The organism is Gracilibacillus sp. JCM 18860 (genome assembly GCF_055395245.1).
Genome location: NZ_AP043868.1, coordinates 2314877 through 2330325, shown reverse-complemented (window position 1 = coordinate 2330325; position 15449 = coordinate 2314877). Strand labels below are relative to the sequence as shown.

The 15449-nt window shown below is 38.1% G+C and carries 16 protein-coding genes and 2 pseudogenes; 13 read left to right on the top strand and 5 right to left on the bottom strand.

All coding sequences use genetic code 11. The features are described from left to right. Positions 1-23 precede the first annotated feature (23 nt). Complete coding sequence (locus tag ACZ5R4_RS11785; RefSeq protein ID WP_109983205.1) at positions 24-1190, bottom strand: DUF4317 domain-containing protein; 1167 nt, start codon at positions 1188-1190, stop codon at positions 24-26. 135 nt (positions 1191-1325) lie between these two features. On the opposite strand from ACZ5R4_RS11785, the gene ACZ5R4_RS11780 reads away from it, so the two are divergent. The 5 genes from ACZ5R4_RS11780 to ACZ5R4_RS11760 all read left to right on the top strand — a co-directional run bounded on the left by ACZ5R4_RS11780 (position 1326) and on the right by ACZ5R4_RS11760 (position 5225). Continuing rightward, on the top strand, positions 1326-2018 hold the full coding sequence (locus ACZ5R4_RS11780) for a winged helix-turn-helix domain-containing protein (RefSeq protein ID WP_464367340.1): 693 nt from the start codon (positions 1326-1328) through the stop codon (positions 2016-2018). After that, positions 2015-2965 (top strand): sensor histidine kinase, encoded by a 951-nt coding sequence (locus ACZ5R4_RS11775; protein ID WP_109983203.1) that lies wholly within the window; start codon positions 2015-2017, stop codon positions 2963-2965. The genes ACZ5R4_RS11780 and ACZ5R4_RS11775 overlap by 4 nt, the downstream gene beginning before the upstream one ends. 79 nt (positions 2966-3044) lie before the next feature. Next, positions 3045-3971, top strand: coding sequence for an ABC transporter ATP-binding protein (locus tag ACZ5R4_RS11770; RefSeq protein WP_464367339.1), 927 nt, complete (start codon positions 3045-3047; stop codon positions 3969-3971). Between the two features lie 16 nt (positions 3972-3987). Further along, the gene (locus tag ACZ5R4_RS11765; protein ID WP_464367338.1) at positions 3988-4653 is read left to right on the top strand and encodes an ABC transporter permease; all 666 of its coding nucleotides are present in this window, start codon (positions 3988-3990) and stop codon (positions 4651-4653) included. Positions 4654-4673: 20 nt separating this feature from the next. Beyond that, positions 4674-5225 (top strand): P-loop NTPase family protein, encoded by a 552-nt coding sequence (locus ACZ5R4_RS11760; protein ID WP_054860070.1) that lies wholly within the window; start codon positions 4674-4676, stop codon positions 5223-5225. Positions 5226-5231: 6 nt separating this feature from the next. Here the strand turns inward: ACZ5R4_RS11760 and ACZ5R4_RS11755 are convergent, their stop codons facing one another. The 3 genes from ACZ5R4_RS11755 to ACZ5R4_RS11745 are packed head-to-tail and all read right to left on the bottom strand — an operon-like array spanning position 5232 to position 8033. Next, positions 5232-6221 carry an LTA glycolipid anchor biosynthesis glycosyltransferase, IagA/BgsA family gene (locus ACZ5R4_RS11755; protein WP_109983201.1) on the bottom strand — a complete coding sequence of 330 codons (990 nt, stop codon included), beginning with the start codon at positions 6219-6221 and terminating at the stop codon, positions 5232-5234. Positions 6222-6234: 13 nt separating this feature from the next. Continuing rightward, on the bottom strand, positions 6235-6834 hold the full coding sequence (locus ACZ5R4_RS11750; RefSeq protein WP_109983200.1) for a TVP38/TMEM64 family protein: 600 nt from the start codon (positions 6832-6834) through the stop codon (positions 6235-6237). Beyond that, positions 6831-8033, bottom strand: coding sequence for a glycosyltransferase family 4 protein (locus ACZ5R4_RS11745; RefSeq protein ID WP_109983199.1), 1203 nt, complete (start codon positions 8031-8033; stop codon positions 6831-6833). The genes ACZ5R4_RS11750 and ACZ5R4_RS11745 overlap by 4 nt, the downstream gene beginning before the upstream one ends. Before the next feature lie 353 nt (positions 8034-8386). Here ACZ5R4_RS11745 and ACZ5R4_RS11740 point away from each other — a divergent pair, with 353 nt between their 5' ends. Then, positions 8387-9187, top strand: a complete 801-nt coding sequence (locus tag ACZ5R4_RS11740; protein WP_181397413.1) for a glycerophosphodiester phosphodiesterase — start codon at positions 8387-8389, stop codon at positions 9185-9187. A gap of 353 nt (positions 9188-9540) precedes the next feature. Beyond that, positions 9541-12420, top strand: a complete 2880-nt coding sequence (locus tag ACZ5R4_RS11735; RefSeq protein WP_464367337.1) for a glycosyl hydrolase 53 family protein — start codon at positions 9541-9543, stop codon at positions 12418-12420. A 54-nt stretch (positions 12421-12474) separates the two neighbouring features. Here ACZ5R4_RS11735 and ACZ5R4_RS11730 read toward each other — a convergent pair. Then, positions 12475-12735 (bottom strand): annotated as a pseudogene (locus ACZ5R4_RS11730) (DinB family protein); the annotation flags it as partial. Between ACZ5R4_RS11730 and ACZ5R4_RS11725 the strand changes: the two are divergent. The 6 genes and pseudogenes from ACZ5R4_RS11725 (at position 12623) to ACZ5R4_RS11700 (ending at position 15384) form a co-directional block, all read left to right on the top strand. Next, complete coding sequence (locus ACZ5R4_RS11725; protein ID WP_464367336.1) at positions 12623-12928, top strand: hypothetical protein; 306 nt, start codon at positions 12623-12625, stop codon at positions 12926-12928. The pseudogene ACZ5R4_RS11730 and the gene ACZ5R4_RS11725 overlap by 113 nt on opposite strands. 22 nt (positions 12929-12950) lie before the next feature. Beyond that, positions 12951-13288 (top strand): annotated as a pseudogene (locus ACZ5R4_RS11720) (zincin-like metallopeptidase domain-containing protein). A 42-nt stretch (positions 13289-13330) separates the two neighbouring features. Beyond that, complete coding sequence (locus ACZ5R4_RS11715; RefSeq protein WP_277679110.1) at positions 13331-13474, top strand: hypothetical protein; 144 nt, start codon at positions 13331-13333, stop codon at positions 13472-13474. A 150-nt stretch (positions 13475-13624) separates the two neighbouring features. Beyond that, positions 13625-13972 carry a hypothetical protein gene (locus ACZ5R4_RS11710; protein WP_054860077.1) on the top strand — a complete coding sequence of 116 codons (348 nt, stop codon included), beginning with the start codon at positions 13625-13627 and terminating at the stop codon, positions 13970-13972. A 246-nt stretch (positions 13973-14218) separates the two neighbouring features. Continuing rightward, positions 14219-14425, top strand: a complete 207-nt coding sequence (locus ACZ5R4_RS11705; RefSeq protein ID WP_042977813.1) for a YuzF family protein — start codon at positions 14219-14221, stop codon at positions 14423-14425. Positions 14426-14493: 68 nt separating this feature from the next. Further along, on the top strand, positions 14494-15384 hold the full coding sequence (locus ACZ5R4_RS11700) for a manganese catalase family protein (RefSeq protein ID WP_041054396.1): 891 nt from the start codon (positions 14494-14496) through the stop codon (positions 15382-15384). The last annotated feature ends 65 nt before the right edge of the window (positions 15385-15449 follow it).

Below are 15449 nucleotides of genomic sequence, written 5' to 3'. Positions count from 1 at the left end.
TTTTTATTTTAACATTCACGCGATTATTTAAACACTTCTGGAATCATCGTAAATCCATCCACAATGGTGTCCTCTTCAACCTCAATCATTAAATACCGTCTTCCATCAATTTGTATTTGTTTAACAAATCGCAAATCCTGTGGACTTACTGCTACATTAGCTATCTTTGTATTAATCTTAATAGATTTTGAGGTGAATTTTGGCACAATGTTTCTCGCTTTTAGCTCATAACCCTTATCATCCACTACATTTTTAAAGGCTGTTTCGACCTTTTCTGTGTCCACATCCTCTAAGCCACTCGTCTTCAATACCTGCTCCACATCCCTATAATCTAGCTTCGGTGGCTCCTCCTCTTCATTTTCCTCCACCACACGATTGATTTCCTCATACATACTAGCAAGGGTCGATGTATTAATTTGATGGCCAACAGCGTCGCGAACAATTTCCTCGAATACAATTTTATCATCCTTGGCAGTCAAGGTTTCCTCGGCATTTAAAACCTCCTCAATGAAGTGAGGATCTGGTTCATTCGCCTTCCCTGTAGCGTAGAGAATACGGTTCACATCAGCAGCATTTTCCGTAAAACAAGGGAATAGAAAACCGCCAACTGGTGCCTTAAGATTAATCACAGGGTCAACGACTACATTATATTTAAATTCCTTCTCTACATAATCAAATACGAGCTCTTTTTTTGGATCCTGTGTTTTATTTAAACTACATAGAATAAAGGAATGGGAATAGACAGAATCTCGTTTACTTTCCTCGGCATCATCATTCCCACGCTTCATTGGCTTTAAGTATTCTCCGCGAATGAAGGTGACGACAATATCCATTTCATACTGCTTTTCATCAAGCATTTTCTCCACTATTTGTAGCATTTGTTCCTTCCAGGCATCTGTTTCACTGCTTAATAAACCTTGATGTAGAATAAGCTGACTACTATTTTCGATACCGGATAGAAATTTCAGCTCAAATAACTTTTCATCGATTGTGCCTGTCAGCACTTTTTTGAAATTGTTCATAAATAATTCCTGCTGGTCTTGATCTAACATTTCAAAGGGCTGACTTTCCTGATGATAAATTTCACTGGACTCCTTCATGATATACACATTAAAAATATCATGTATTTTCAATAAGTCATTGTCTAGCTTGAATTGCTTTCGTATATTGGCTATATCTTTTTTGTTCATTTTATTTCACTCCTAGACTGTTATTATAACTGAAAAAAGAATCGAAAACTATTAATCTAGCAATATATTTCAGAAGGATGATACAGTATAATGAAAAGGATAAATGTTATTTTTTGCTAAGGAAGAGGGATGGAAATGCAGGAAACGATATTACTAGTCGAGGATGATCAACAAATCCGAGAAATGGTGGCCAATCATTTGCAAAAAGAGAGCTATGAGGTTATTTCCGTCGAGGATGGTCAGAAGGCCATCACGCTATTTTCGCAAAATAAATTTGATTTAGTCATATTAGATCTCATGCTTCCTACCTCTAACGGAATAGATGTATTACAGCAAATAAGAAAGGAGAGCCTCTTGCCTATTCTGATCATGTCCGCAAAGGATAGTGATGTTGATAAAGCGTTAGGGCTTGGCTTTGGGGCAGATGATTATATCGCAAAGCCTTTTTCGTTAATCGAAATGACAGCAAGGGTGAAGGCTGCATTAAGAAGATCGAAGCAATATAGTCAAAACCATCCACCAGAAATCGTCAAGGTATTCGATTTAGAGATAGATCTAAATAACTTTACTGTACGAAAAAAAGGTGACGAAATATCTTTAACTGCAAAGGAGTTTCAAATATTACGTCTTTTAGCAACCAATCCGAACCAAGTCTTTACAAAAGGTCAGCTCTATGAAAAGGTTTGGCAGGAAGCGTATTATGGGGACGAAAATGTCATCAATGTTCATATTCGAAGATTAAGAGGTAAGATAGAAGACAATCCCTCTTCCCCAAAGTATGTGAAAACAATTTGGGGAATTGGATATAAACTGGAGATGAGACAATGATCTATCTACTAATTGTGGTGATAGTCGTCCTGCTGCTGCTTGTTTTTAAGCTATATCATGAAAAAAAGAAGATAAGATATCAGCTTAGTTATATGACAGAAAAAATGAATCAGATTATTTCGAATCCATCTGCTGAGCGCTTACTTTTAATGACAGAAGAAAAGGAGCTTAGAAATCTATTAAACGAAATCAATCGCTTGCTGGATTTTCACCATCAATACATTGCAGATAATGCAAAGGTGAGGATGTCGATGAATCGGATGTTATCGAATGTCTCACACGATCTGAGAACTCCTTTAACCGTCATTTTAGGCTATTTAGAAACAATGGAGTATGACAAAAAATTGACAGATCAAAAGCGAGGTTCACTTCTAACTAAAGTACGTCGGAAGGCTTTGGAAGTGTCAGATTTGATCAATAAATTTTTTGATCTAGCAAAATTAGAGTCTGGTGATTGGCAGTTGGATATCCGTAAAGTTCATCTGAATGAGGTTTGTGCAAAAGCAATCGTTGGCTACTATGATACCTTAAGCTCCAAAGGCTTTGCAGTTGAAACTGATATTCCTCAGGAACCCATTTTCCTTTACGCAGATCCAGAGGCGATTACGCGGATACTAGATAATTTATTAACAAACGCGATTCGCTATGGGAAGGACGGAAAAATGGTAGGGATTGCTTTGGAGCAGGATGAAGACCATGTCTATCTAAAGGTATCAGACCGCGGAAAAGGAATAAAAGAGCAAGAGAAGCAACGAATCTTTGAGCGTTTATACACACTAAATGATTCCAGAAGTCGACAAGCAGAGGGTAGTGGAATCGGGCTAACGATAGCTAAACATTTAACCGAACAAATGAACGGACAAATTACATATGCCAGTACGCCTTATACGAAAACCGTTTTTACGGTTCAATTTCCTAAAGCCTTAAATGCTTCTTTTCTAACTTAAGAAAATCGTAAGAATTGCGTAATAGAAATGACGGTTTCCTCTGATATAGTGAAGCTAATCAAAGTAAGGGGGATGTTACATGACTTATATGCTTAGGACCAGACAGCTTACGAAGCTCTATGGAGGAGTAGAGGTAGTCTCGAAGGTGAATATGAATGTTCGGCGTGGAGAGATTTATGGATTTTTAGGACCGAATGGTGCTGGGAAAACGACCTTAATGAAAATGATCACAGGCTTAGTTCGCCCAACCGAGGGAGAAATAGAAATAATGGGGGAAAAGCTTCAGACTCAATCGTATGAAATGTTAAAAAAGATTGGAAGCATCATCGAATACCCTCGTTTTTATGAAAGGCTCTCGGCAGAACAAAATCTCGAGCTTCATTGTGAATACATGGGCTACTATAATAAAGAAGCCATTGCTGAATCTCTACAGCTCGTAAACCTAGTTAATGTGGAGAATAAGCCAGTTAAGGAGTTTTCCTTAGGTATGAAGCAAAGGCTCGGTATCGCAAGAGCGATTATTACAAAGCCTGAATTTCTCATCCTTGATGAGCCGGTAAATGGATTAGATCCAATCGGCATGCATGAAATCCGTGATTTGTTTTTCAAGCTTAGTAGACTATATGGTATGACACTTATCATCTCTAGCCATATACTTGCTGAAATGGAACAAATCGCAGATACGATTGGTGTGATTCGTGAAGGTAGATTAGTGGTAGAAGCTCCTTTAGAGGATATACGAAATAAACAAACGGATCATCTAGAGTTGATGGTTTCTAATCATACAGGAGCTGCTTTTGTACTTGAAAATGAATTGAATTTGACTAATTTTAGATGGCGTGAGGATAAAGGAGTGTTTCAGATTTATGATCATAAGGTTAATCAGAGTGACATTGTCGAGGCGATGGTTAGGAGAAGGATAAGGATTGATTCGATTTATCAAAGAAACCAGTCTCTGGAGGATTATTTCCTACAATTGATGGAAGGGGTTGAAGTAAATGGTTAATCTTATGAAGCTGGAAATGAGACGAGTTAACATAAGAAATGTATGGATTAGCTTTCTATCGATCAATGCGGGGATCATCGGTATACTACTTTTGTTTGAAATTGATCCTGAAATAACGAAGGAATTTTATACGAGCTATGATGATGTATTTTTCTTTTTGGAGTTGATGGTTGCCGCAGCATTTGTTATTTACGCCTCTGTACTACTCTCTCAGCTAATTGTCGAGGAGTTTAGAGATAAGACGGTCTCTGTTCTGTTCATGTATCCAGTCAACCGCAAAAAGTTACTATTTGCTAAACTTATGGTTGTTAGTATGCTAACCTTTCTATTTATCGTTAGCTCTGGCATCATTGTTTTTACTGGATTTTACTGGATAAATGAGATAAATAGCTACATATTGGAGCCCTTATCCAGCCAATTTTTACGTGAAAAAATCATTCATCTTATCGTGATGGCCATAGCCTGTGCAGGAATGTCTCTGATTCCTCTAGCATTCGGCATGATCAAATATTCTGTTCAAGCAACGATTACCTCATCCATTCTGATCATCGCCATCTTATCCTCCTCTGTAGGAAATGGAACGAATTTATTTTCCTTTATTGGTGTACCTATTTTCTTAGGAATGATTGGTTTTATGATTGCAGCTATGGTAATCAGTAAATCGGTGAGGAAGGATTTTTAATAACAGGAGGGTGATGCTAAATGATTATCTTAATCGGCGGAACAAGCTGTACGGGAAAGACCTTTCTAGCACAGAAGCTTTTAGAAAAATACCGAATCCCATATTTTTCAATCGATCACCTAAAGATGGGGATCTATCGAAGTGATCGTGATTGCGGCTTTACTCCACTTGACGAGGATGAGATCATCACGGAAAAATTATGGCCGATAATTCGTGAAATGATCAAAACAATGATAGAAAACAACCAAAGTGGGATTATAGAGGGATGTTATCTTTTACCAGAACAAGTAGAGGCACTAAGAAAGAAATACCCTGAGGATATTATCTCCTTTTACCTGATTTTCTCTACTCCTTATATTCGAGATCATTTTGATTCAGGCATTATCAAATACCGAAATGTGATAGAAAATAGAGGAGCTAAAGAAGATAGGCCCATCACTCAATTTATCGAAGAACACGATAAGCTGAAACGTAAATGTATACAAAATGATGCGAAATATTTTGAGATAGAGCAAAATTACGAAGAAGAGATGATGTTTGTTTATCAATTTATAGAAGAAAAAGGCCATTAAAAAAGGTTAAAACTGATACAACTCTAACAGTTTCTCACCGATTTTTTTAATATCTTTTTCTAATGCTAGCTTGTATCCATTTTCCGTCAAATCTCCTAATTCTCCTGCGAGCATTCCATTAATCATGCTTTTGAATTGATCAAAATGCTTTGCCTTGTAGACCGTTTTCCCGTTGGTTAACCATTTATTATAAATCGGAATATCTCGGACTAACACAGGAGTTTTCGCGGCCAATGCTTCAAGTAAGACAATCCCTTCTGTCTCTTCATGAGTCAAAAATAAAAATAGATCACTTCCACAGTAAGCATCCCTAATCTCCTGTCTATTAATATAGCCCGGGAAATATAGATTAGGGATATTTTGATTCATCGCATGCTTCACCTTTGCAGGAACCAATTTCAAAGGGGTGTAACCAAACCAATAAAACCGGTACTCTGGCATTTGCCTCGCGAGCTCAATAAAATCTAAGATTCCTTTTCGTTCCATAAAATGCCCAACAGAAAGGATGACCTTGTCCTGTTCAGATATTTGATATTTTTTTCTGAAGCGATTTCGTGCAGCAGTGGTTGGGCGAAAGAAGCTTGTATCAATCCCATTAGACAAGCTGAAAATAGGAGGATTTAACCTATAGCTAGATAGTATTTGTCGCGCATAATCTGTAGGAGTGATTATAATATCTGCTCGATTATAACAAAAGGTAATCCATTTCTTAAAAAGCGGTGCTAACCAATTGGAACCAATAAAGGAATTGCGAAAATCCTCCATTGTGGAATGGGCATAGTATACGACCTTCTTCCCCTTTTGCTTCGCCCACCAGCTCATCATTAGCGAGTTAGGAAAGATCGTATTGATATGGACGATATCGAAGTCCTCATGATGATTTGCTGTATGTGGAATATTCAAAAGCTCCAGTGCTTTCTTCTGATGGCGCATAGCTTGTCCGATTCCACTTTTGCTAATTAGCCTTTCAGAGCCAGCATATAATAACACTTTCATAATACATGTCCCCCTATGTAACAAAAGATGAAATGTAGCGAAATAATAGTTCCAATCCAAAGCTATAAATAGCAATGGGGAGAGGTTTTCCAATCAGAATAATAGCTGTAAACTTTTTAAAAGACATTTTCGTTGTTCCAGCAAGGTAACAAAGAAAATCGTCTGGTGCAATCGGCATAAAAATCGCCACACCAAAAAGTAGCGGAAATTGTTTATGCTCTACCCAGCTTCTATATTTATTTCGAAGCTTTTCTTTAAAGAAAAGGGTCAGTACGGTATGGCCATATTTTTTGGCTATGCAAAAAGCGGCTAGAGAACCTAAGCAGATTCCGATATAGTTATAAAGCAAGCCGAAGATTGGTCCGAAGATTAGAATTCCACCAAGACAACCAATCCCACCTGGTACTATAGGGAAGACCACCTGTACAAATTGAAAAAGGATAAAGAAGATGGGCGCCCAAATACCAAATGGATCTAGAAAGGCCTCTAGAGCCTCTTCTGAATAAAAAAGCTTTGTTTGTATGCCATAGATAAAAAAGGCAAGACAAACCACTAAGCTTAGAATGGTAAGGATATGATAAATCGTTTTAATGGTTTTTGGATTTAGTTTCATGAATTCAAGCTACTTTGATTAAAATTTGGCAGACTATCGTGATTTTTTGGGTGTTCCTTGATCGCCTGAAAATAAATGCTTTCGATGTTTTGAGCAAAGGCAGTCGAGGAAAAATTCCGCACAGCGCTTTCTACCGCGTTTTTAGAAAACTGTTGCCATACTTCCTTATCGGAAATAAGCCATTGTAATTTTTCTTTAAAATCCTCATAGGAGGAATACTGCCACCCATTTCGTTCATTCACAATAACATTGTCCAAGCAAGGATCCTCGCGACAAATAGCCGGTAGTCCACTTGCTAATGCCTCAATATAGGTTAGTCCCTGTGTTTCACTATTAGATGCACTAACAAAGGCATCGCCTATCTGGTAGTATGTCGCTATTCGCTCCGGTGATACCATCCCAGTAAAAATAACGCGGTCAGAGATATTCTTTTTATTAGCATAATTTTCAAGTGAATGTCTGTGAGGACCGCCCCCAACAATCAATAAAACGAGATTCTGTCGATTTAAGCGTGCAAAATAACGAATGATTTCTTCTAAATTTTTTTCTTTTGCTAATCTGCCGACAAACAATAAGAGCCGTTGGTTTGGAGATAAGCCGAGCTGCTGCCTAAGCTGTTGTTTCGTTCTATTTTGTATTTTTTTCGTGAATTGGTGTAAATAAATACCTGTTGGAATGACACTAATCTCTTGCGTAACCCCATAACCTTTTAATAACGATTGAACCTTATCGGTTGGCGCAATCACATATGTAGCATGCTTCAGTACTTTTTTGGTAAAGACGGCAACCATCGCTTTTCCCCATTTGCGATTAGGAGAAAAATAATGGGTGTAATCCTCATAAACGGTATGATAAGTATGGATAATGGGTGCACCACAATGTTTGGCTATATACTTGGCTAAACGGAAGGTGCTAAATTCGCATTGTGTATGGATGACATCCGGTTGCCATGCTATTAATTCATCAAGATATTTATCATTGGTGGATAAGGTGATTCTAGCACCTGGATATATTTTACCAATGCCTAATGAGCTTATATATGTCACTTCATTTTGCCGAAATGATTTCTTTTGGTTAGATAGGGTGAGTATACGAACATCATGACCTAAGTGCTGTAATTCCTTTTTTAAGTTGATGATAGATGTCACTACTCCATTAATAACAGGAGAATACCATTCGGATGTGATTAAGATTTTCATTGTAATCCCCCAATTTCTTCCCATCAAAAATAATCAGCTGGTGATGGATGAGTTAAGTACCTATGGAAACAATATGCATCCCCATCTCTAAATAGTATAGAAGAGTTTTTTTAAGGAGATATTAACCAAAAGTTAAATATTTGATAAATTTACTAAGCTAGGAACTGTAAAGCTTTCGTAAAAGATTTCATATTTTCTTTCTGTTTGGACAAAAATAGCTATAATAGTGATTGAAATACTTACTTATAGAAGGTGTTTGTTTGAGGAAATCGTTAAGTTGGATCATAATCTTACTCATGTTTTTGTTGATAAATACAATATGGGATGGGAAAAAGGAGGAAGCTGTAACTGTAATGAATAGGACAGAGGACTCTTTGTTGTCCCCTAATCGAATGCTGAACATTGCCCACCGTGGGGCTTCTGGTCATGCACCGGAGCATACGATGAAGGCCTATCAGCTTGCAATGGAAATCGGAGTCGACTATTTGGAAATTGATTTGCAAATGACGAAGGATGGCAGACTTGTTTCCATGCATGATCCCGATGTTTCGCGAACTACGGACGGAAGTGGTTTAGTAAGTGAGTATACATTAGCAGAACTTCAGAAGCTTGATGCGGGTGCTTGGTATAATCAGAACAATCCAGATAAAGCGAATAAAGATTTTGTTGGATTAAAAGTCCCTACATTAGATGAAATATTCGAGCATTTTGGGAAGAAAGCGAATTATTATATAGAGATTAAACAACCATCTCAGTCTCCAGGTATGATCTCTTCATTACTAAAAACATTGAAAAAGTATGATCTGTTAGACCCGAATAATCGGGAAGGATCTGTTATTATTCAATCCTTTAGTGAAGAGAGCCTACAGCAAATTCATCAAAGAGCCCCTTCGATACCTCTGATTCAGTTGAAGGGGGAAGCTATTACCAAAAAACAGTTGGAAAAAATAAAGGAATATGCCTCAGGAGTTGGGGTAAATGCGAAGTTAGTTGATAGAAAATTTGCCTCGATGGTGCGAGATGCAGAGCTCCTCTTACATGTCTATACGGTGAATGAAAAAGAACAAATGGTGCAGCTACTGGAATGGGGTGCAACAGGCCTTTTTACGAATTACCCTGATCGGTTGAAAGAGGTTTTAAAGGAGATTCATTAAAGGTGTGTTCACAGCGCACCATTTTTCCTATGAACCGAACTCGAGGCCAAAAAAACTAGTCGAACTCACAATAACGCAACCAGAAGCCACAATAAAACTAGATAAACTCACAATAATTCATCCAAATACACAATCTAATTAAATGAACTCAACATGTTACCAAACAAAATCCAAAAAACTCAGTTCCAGCACTTTAATGATAAGCCCGAAGGTGTATTTAGCCTGTAAGAAATTCCCTCCCCTTTCGATCCCAAAGCATTCAATTTCTGAAAGTAATGACGAATAATTTGATATATCAAACAAAATGAAACCGCTTTATAATAAATAGATAAAGAAGAAGGGGGAATATCGGAATGAAGAAAGTGAAGCAAGTTTTTGCAATTATTCTTGTACTTACTCTCTTGTTTGGATCATCTCATTTACAACATATAGAGGTAGCAGCAGTAATAGAGAATAATTTATTAACCAATGGGGGATTTGAAACAGATTTCTATCAGGATGCATCCTGGCAGGTGAGTGAAGTCAACTGGGACAATATAACAATCAATGCAACTGGCGAAGACTCTGTCGAAGGACATGCTGTTAATTACTGGGTAAAGGATACGGCAACAGAAGAAGAATCCTTCACCATTAGCCAAGTAGTTTCTTCCTTACCAGCCGGTAGCTACCAATTATCCGTTCGTTCGATGGGTGGCTCAAAAAACGAAGCTGGTGAGGTTGCGCTTTTTGCTGGCTCCAATAAGGCTGATCCAGTAGCAACAACTGGTTGGGGCAATTGGGAAACGAATAGTCTTACATTTGAAGTGACAGAGGATACAAAAGACTTGAAGGTTGGGGCTACTATTTCGGGAAAGCCGAACGCATGGGGGAACCTAGACAATTTCCAATTAGTCAGCATAGATGAACAAACCCCACAACCTGTTCCAGCTGATATTTTTGTGGAACGTGTAGAAGGTATAGCTAAGGATTTTATTAAAGGGGTGGATGTTTCTAGTATCCTTTCCTTAGAGCAAAGTGGTGTTACGTTTTATAATGAGAAAGGCCAAAAGCAGGATATCTTTACAACATTAGCCGAATCTGGCGTCAATTATGTTCGCGTTAGAGTGTGGAATAATCCATATGATGCAGAGGGAAATGGTTATGGTGGTGGAAATAATGATTTAGACAAGGCCATAGAAATTGGAAAAAGGGCGACTGCAAATGGAATGAAGCTTTTAGTTGACTTCCACTATTCCGACTTTTGGGCAGATCCTGCGAAACAACAAGCACCAAAAGCATGGCAGGGACTAAGCCTTGAAGACAAGAAGCAAGCTCTCTATCAATATACGAAGGATAGTCTACAAGCAATATTAAATCAAGGCATTGATATAGGAATGGTGCAAGTAGGAAATGAAACAAATGGAGGCATTGCAGGTGAAGATGATTGGACACATATGTCTGCACTTTTTAATGAAGGCAGTCGAGCAATTAGGGAAATAGATCCCAATATTTTAATCGCTTTACATTTCACCAACCCAGAAACAACTGGCCGCTATGCCAACATTGCCCAGACATTAGCAGAAAATGAAGTGGATTATGATGTTTTTGCAAGCTCCTATTATCCATTCTGGCACGGCAGCTTAGAAAATTTAACCAATGTGCTTAAACATGTGGCAGATACTTATGATAAACAGGTAATGGTTGCTGAAACCTCTTATACTTATACAGAAGAAGATGGCGATGGTCATGGAAACACAGCGCCAAAGGACAGTGGCCAAACCTTAAATTACCCTATTAGTGTTCAAGGACAAGCCAATGCATTAAGAGACGTATTCGAAGCAGTGGTGAACGTAGGGGAAGCAGGGATTGGTGTCTTTTATTGGGAACCAGCCTGGCTTCCAGTTGGTGATCCAGATCATATAGACATAGAGTCCAATCAAGCATTGTGGGAAAAATACGGATCAGGATGGGCGACAAGCTATGCAGCTGAATACGACCCAGAAGATGCAGGGGAGTGGTATGGTGGTAGTGCTGTAGATAATCAAGCATTATTTGATTTCTACGGAAAACCTTTACCTTCCTTAAATGTTTTTAAATACTTAGATACTGGTGCTATTAGTGAAAGGCAAATAGATCAAATTGATGATATTTCCCTTAGCTATCATCTTGGAGAAGAAATTACCTTACCCAGCACAGTTACCGTCCTCTATAATGATGGCAGTGAAGAAGCAATAGAGGTGAGTTGGGATCAAGAAGCCTTAGAAAAAGCTAAGGCTGGCGGTGAAGGTAGCTACACCATTACGGGAACGATTGATGGTGGTCTAACCGTACAAGCCTATCTAACGATTCAATCGAAAAATTATGTCCAGAATCCTAGCTTTGAAGATGCGGATACAAGTATGTGGAATCTCACCTTTGCTAATGGATTACCACCACATGCATCGATAAAGGAAAATAAGTCTAATTCCAAAACAGGTAATTATTCGTTAGATTTCTGGTCAGATTCAAACATCGATTTCAAAATAGAACAAACAGTTACTGGGCTAGAACCAGGATATTATCGTCTATCGATGTCGCTTCAAGGTGGAGATGCTGAAGATGCAGAGATGTTTCTTTTTGCCTCTACCAGTGAAAGGAATTATCGAGTAAATACAGCAGTAGATGGCTGGGTGAACTGGAAAACTCCGATAATGGAAGAAATTCTCGTAACAGACGGAAGCTTAACGATTGGTGCTAGTATCACCGCAGAACCTGGGGCATGGGGGACAATAGACGACTTTCAATTACAGAAGATAGCCGATTATCAACAAACCATTGACACAACAGCATTAAATGAATTGATTGAAAAAGCCAAAAAAGTGAAGAAACGAGATGTGACTGTAGCATCGTTCCAAGCATTACAAAAAGCAATCAAACAAGCAGAAGTATCTATCGCAACGATCACCACAGATAAAGAATTAAAACAGGCATTAGCAGAGCTTGAAAATGCAATTCGTGCATTAGAGGAAGCTTCCACCGAACCCGTTCCAGAAGATCAAGAAAAGATCACAGATAGCGAAAGGGAATCTGAAATAGAGGAAAAGGAAATGAACCGTGACCAAGAAGGCTTCGTTCATACTAGCGAAGAACGAGAGAAAGCCTTACCGAACACAGCAACGAATCAATATAATCTAATGGTCATTGGTCTTCTCTTACTATTGCTAGGCTTTGCTAGTTATTTCTATAACCAAAGGAAAAACAAAATCAAGGCATAAACAAAACAGCTCCCCACCGATAATGTAAATCGGAGGGGAGTTTTTCAATAGAGATTAAAGCGGTGGATTCTCCACACCCAATTTACCCCAATCCTCTTTTGGTGGGCCATAAATTCCGAATGGCTTTAAACCAGCTTGGCGCATTAATACCGTGATTTGTCCGCGATGGTGGACAATGTGTTTAATTAATCCCATTAAAATCGTGGCATTGGATTCCTCTCTACCAAACGCATCTTGTACCTGTGATAGCGAATCATCTGTCCACTGCTCCTTTAACGCAATCGATACACGGGTACTTGTCTCCTTAAAAACTTCTACTATTTTTCTTGTTGATGTATTTTCTCTTATTGTTTTTGCCTTTTGTATGATTTATAGACCATTTGATTATTTTGGTCTTTATTTGCACTTACCGTTTGGTGTTTCCTTTTTAGAGGAATTGTTGCTAGCGTTTACAAATGTAACATGGGTGATTTATATAAGTGGTGGTGTAGCTACTTCTTCCGTTTGAAGATCGAGTAAATGTACCACCTATGAAAGAATTTGAAAATGTACATGAGTATTACAGCACATTATTTCATGAAATGGTACACAGTACAGGGCATCAAAACCGATTAAACCGAGAAGGCATAACAGCTCACAATGGTTTTGGCACAGAGCGATATAGCAAAGAAGAATTAATAGCCGAGTTAGGTGCTTCCATTTATGCGGAGTAACAGGGATTGATAACCAAACGATAGACAACTCAGCAAGCTATATTCAATCTTGGCTAAGGGCTTTAAAAGATGATCATACATTGATTGTCAAGGCATCACAGAAAGCACAAAAAGCATGTGACTATATCCAAAACATTCAATTTGATAATCAGTAGGTTGCTAGTCGCAACCTACTTCAAGAAACTAGGAGGTATACCATGAAGAAAAATAAAATCAAAAAATGCATACATGAAAATACGGAAACGATAGCTATTGGTGGGACAGATGAAACTATAACTATTTGCATGATTGCGGAATGGAGGTTTAAAAGTGGAACAGGCTATTGTGAGAATCGAGTTTGATAGAGAGTGGTTAGAGGATAAAGGGCTTATTTAGAATGTGAGGTTGCTGAATTGCTGGATAATGAGGAATTAAAAGTCTATGTCATGTCTGTAGAAGAAATATAAATAACATGGGGAGCATTGCCCCGATTATCAAAAGGAGGAAAAACAATGGATATTATTTTCAACTGCATGGATGACCAAATGCGACTAGAGCTATTTCAATCGAATAATCGCCATACCATTTATAAATTATTAATAAAGAGCATTGAAAATATTGAAACAGTGGAAGATGTAAAAGAAGGATTCGGAGAGGTATATAACCATATTTTTGAAGGAATACAAGAAGATGAAGTTACCTTATGTAGTTATGACAACAAAGTCTACACTTTTGATAGAATAAAGTTAGAAAGTTTTGTACGGTACAATTATGATATTCCATTAAAAGAATTTATGAATCATTATACGTATGATGATGCAGAAGAAATAAAGTTTTATATGAGTCTGCAATTTTCATAGAAAGGGGAAATCCCCTTTCTTCTACACATTATTCGTGTTTAAAAGTTAAACAAGGATTAAGATTGAGACGCCCTGACACTATTTCATAGGTGTTTTTATTTTGGATTCAGAATCTGGGTTTATTTTTTTCTAATGAAAGAATGGATGTCTGAATAAATCCGAAAACCAACATTCCAATTGGACAAATGCACTTTTTTACTTCCTTGCATATACTGCTATGGGCTTCATGAAAGGAGTGTGTTGAAAATGAGTGAAAAATGGAAACTTAGTGATCCGTATGTTTATCAAGCTTTAATGGGACTTCACAATCAATCCCTTGCTGTTCAAACGACCCACGGCTCTGTACGAGGTGTATTACGAGAGGTCATGCCTGATCATATCGTCATCATGATGGGCGGGACACCATTCTATGTACGTACAGCACAAATAATTTGGTTTCATCCGACGATGTGAGAATAAGCCAAGCTCCATCCAACATATGATGAAAATGATTATTGTTTACGGATGGAGGTGTAAAGCTTATGATGAAACGCGTGAATAAAATTGCCATTGAGTTACCATATCCAGAACATGGCGATATGAATGCTGCTGCAGCTGTACAAGAATTAATGGGTGGAAAATTCGGTGAGATGTCCACCTTAAACAATTACATGTTTCAATCCTTTAATTTCCGCGGTAAAAAAAAGCTAAAGCCCTTTTATGATTTAATTGCAAGTATTACAGCGGAGGAATTTGGCCATGTTGAATTAGTAGCGAATGCAATTAATCTGCTTTCGATTGGCAATACCATTCCTGGCAATCCTGATACCGCCCCACTGCAAAATGGAAAGGATGCCCGTTATTCTACACATTTTACAACCACTGCTCAAACAGCTTTTCCAGGTGACGGGATGGGAAGACCGTGGAATGGGTCGTATGTAAATAACAGTGGAACGCTCGTTGAAGATCTACTCGCCAATTATTTATTGGAAATCGGTGCTAGAAACCACAAAATGCGTGTGTATGAAATGACGACCCATCCGACTGCCTTAGAGATGACCGGATACTTGCTTGTCAGAGGTGGGACTCATATTATTGCCTATGCAAAAGCACTAGAAGTAGCTACAGGTGTGGATGTGGGTAAAATGCTTCCAGTTCCAAGTTTGGATAATAATAAGTTTGATTATGCCAAAAAGTTTATGGATCAAGGATTGTACAATGTGTTGTATACATGGGGAGAAGCGGATTATCGTGATATCAACCAAATTTGGAAAGGTGCAAACCCAGAAACAGGTGAAAGGCTGCATGTAATTGACGGAATGCCTGAAGGTGCGCCTGTACCCGATTTTCCAGAACTTCCAGAGCAATTCGCTCCAGGGATTGATTTGGATGATTACTATCGTATTTTAAAACGTTTAAAAAGCAATATGTAAACTTTAATAAAGAGCCACTGTAATTAATCATAATTACAATGGCTTGTTTTTCTTTCTGCCTTAAA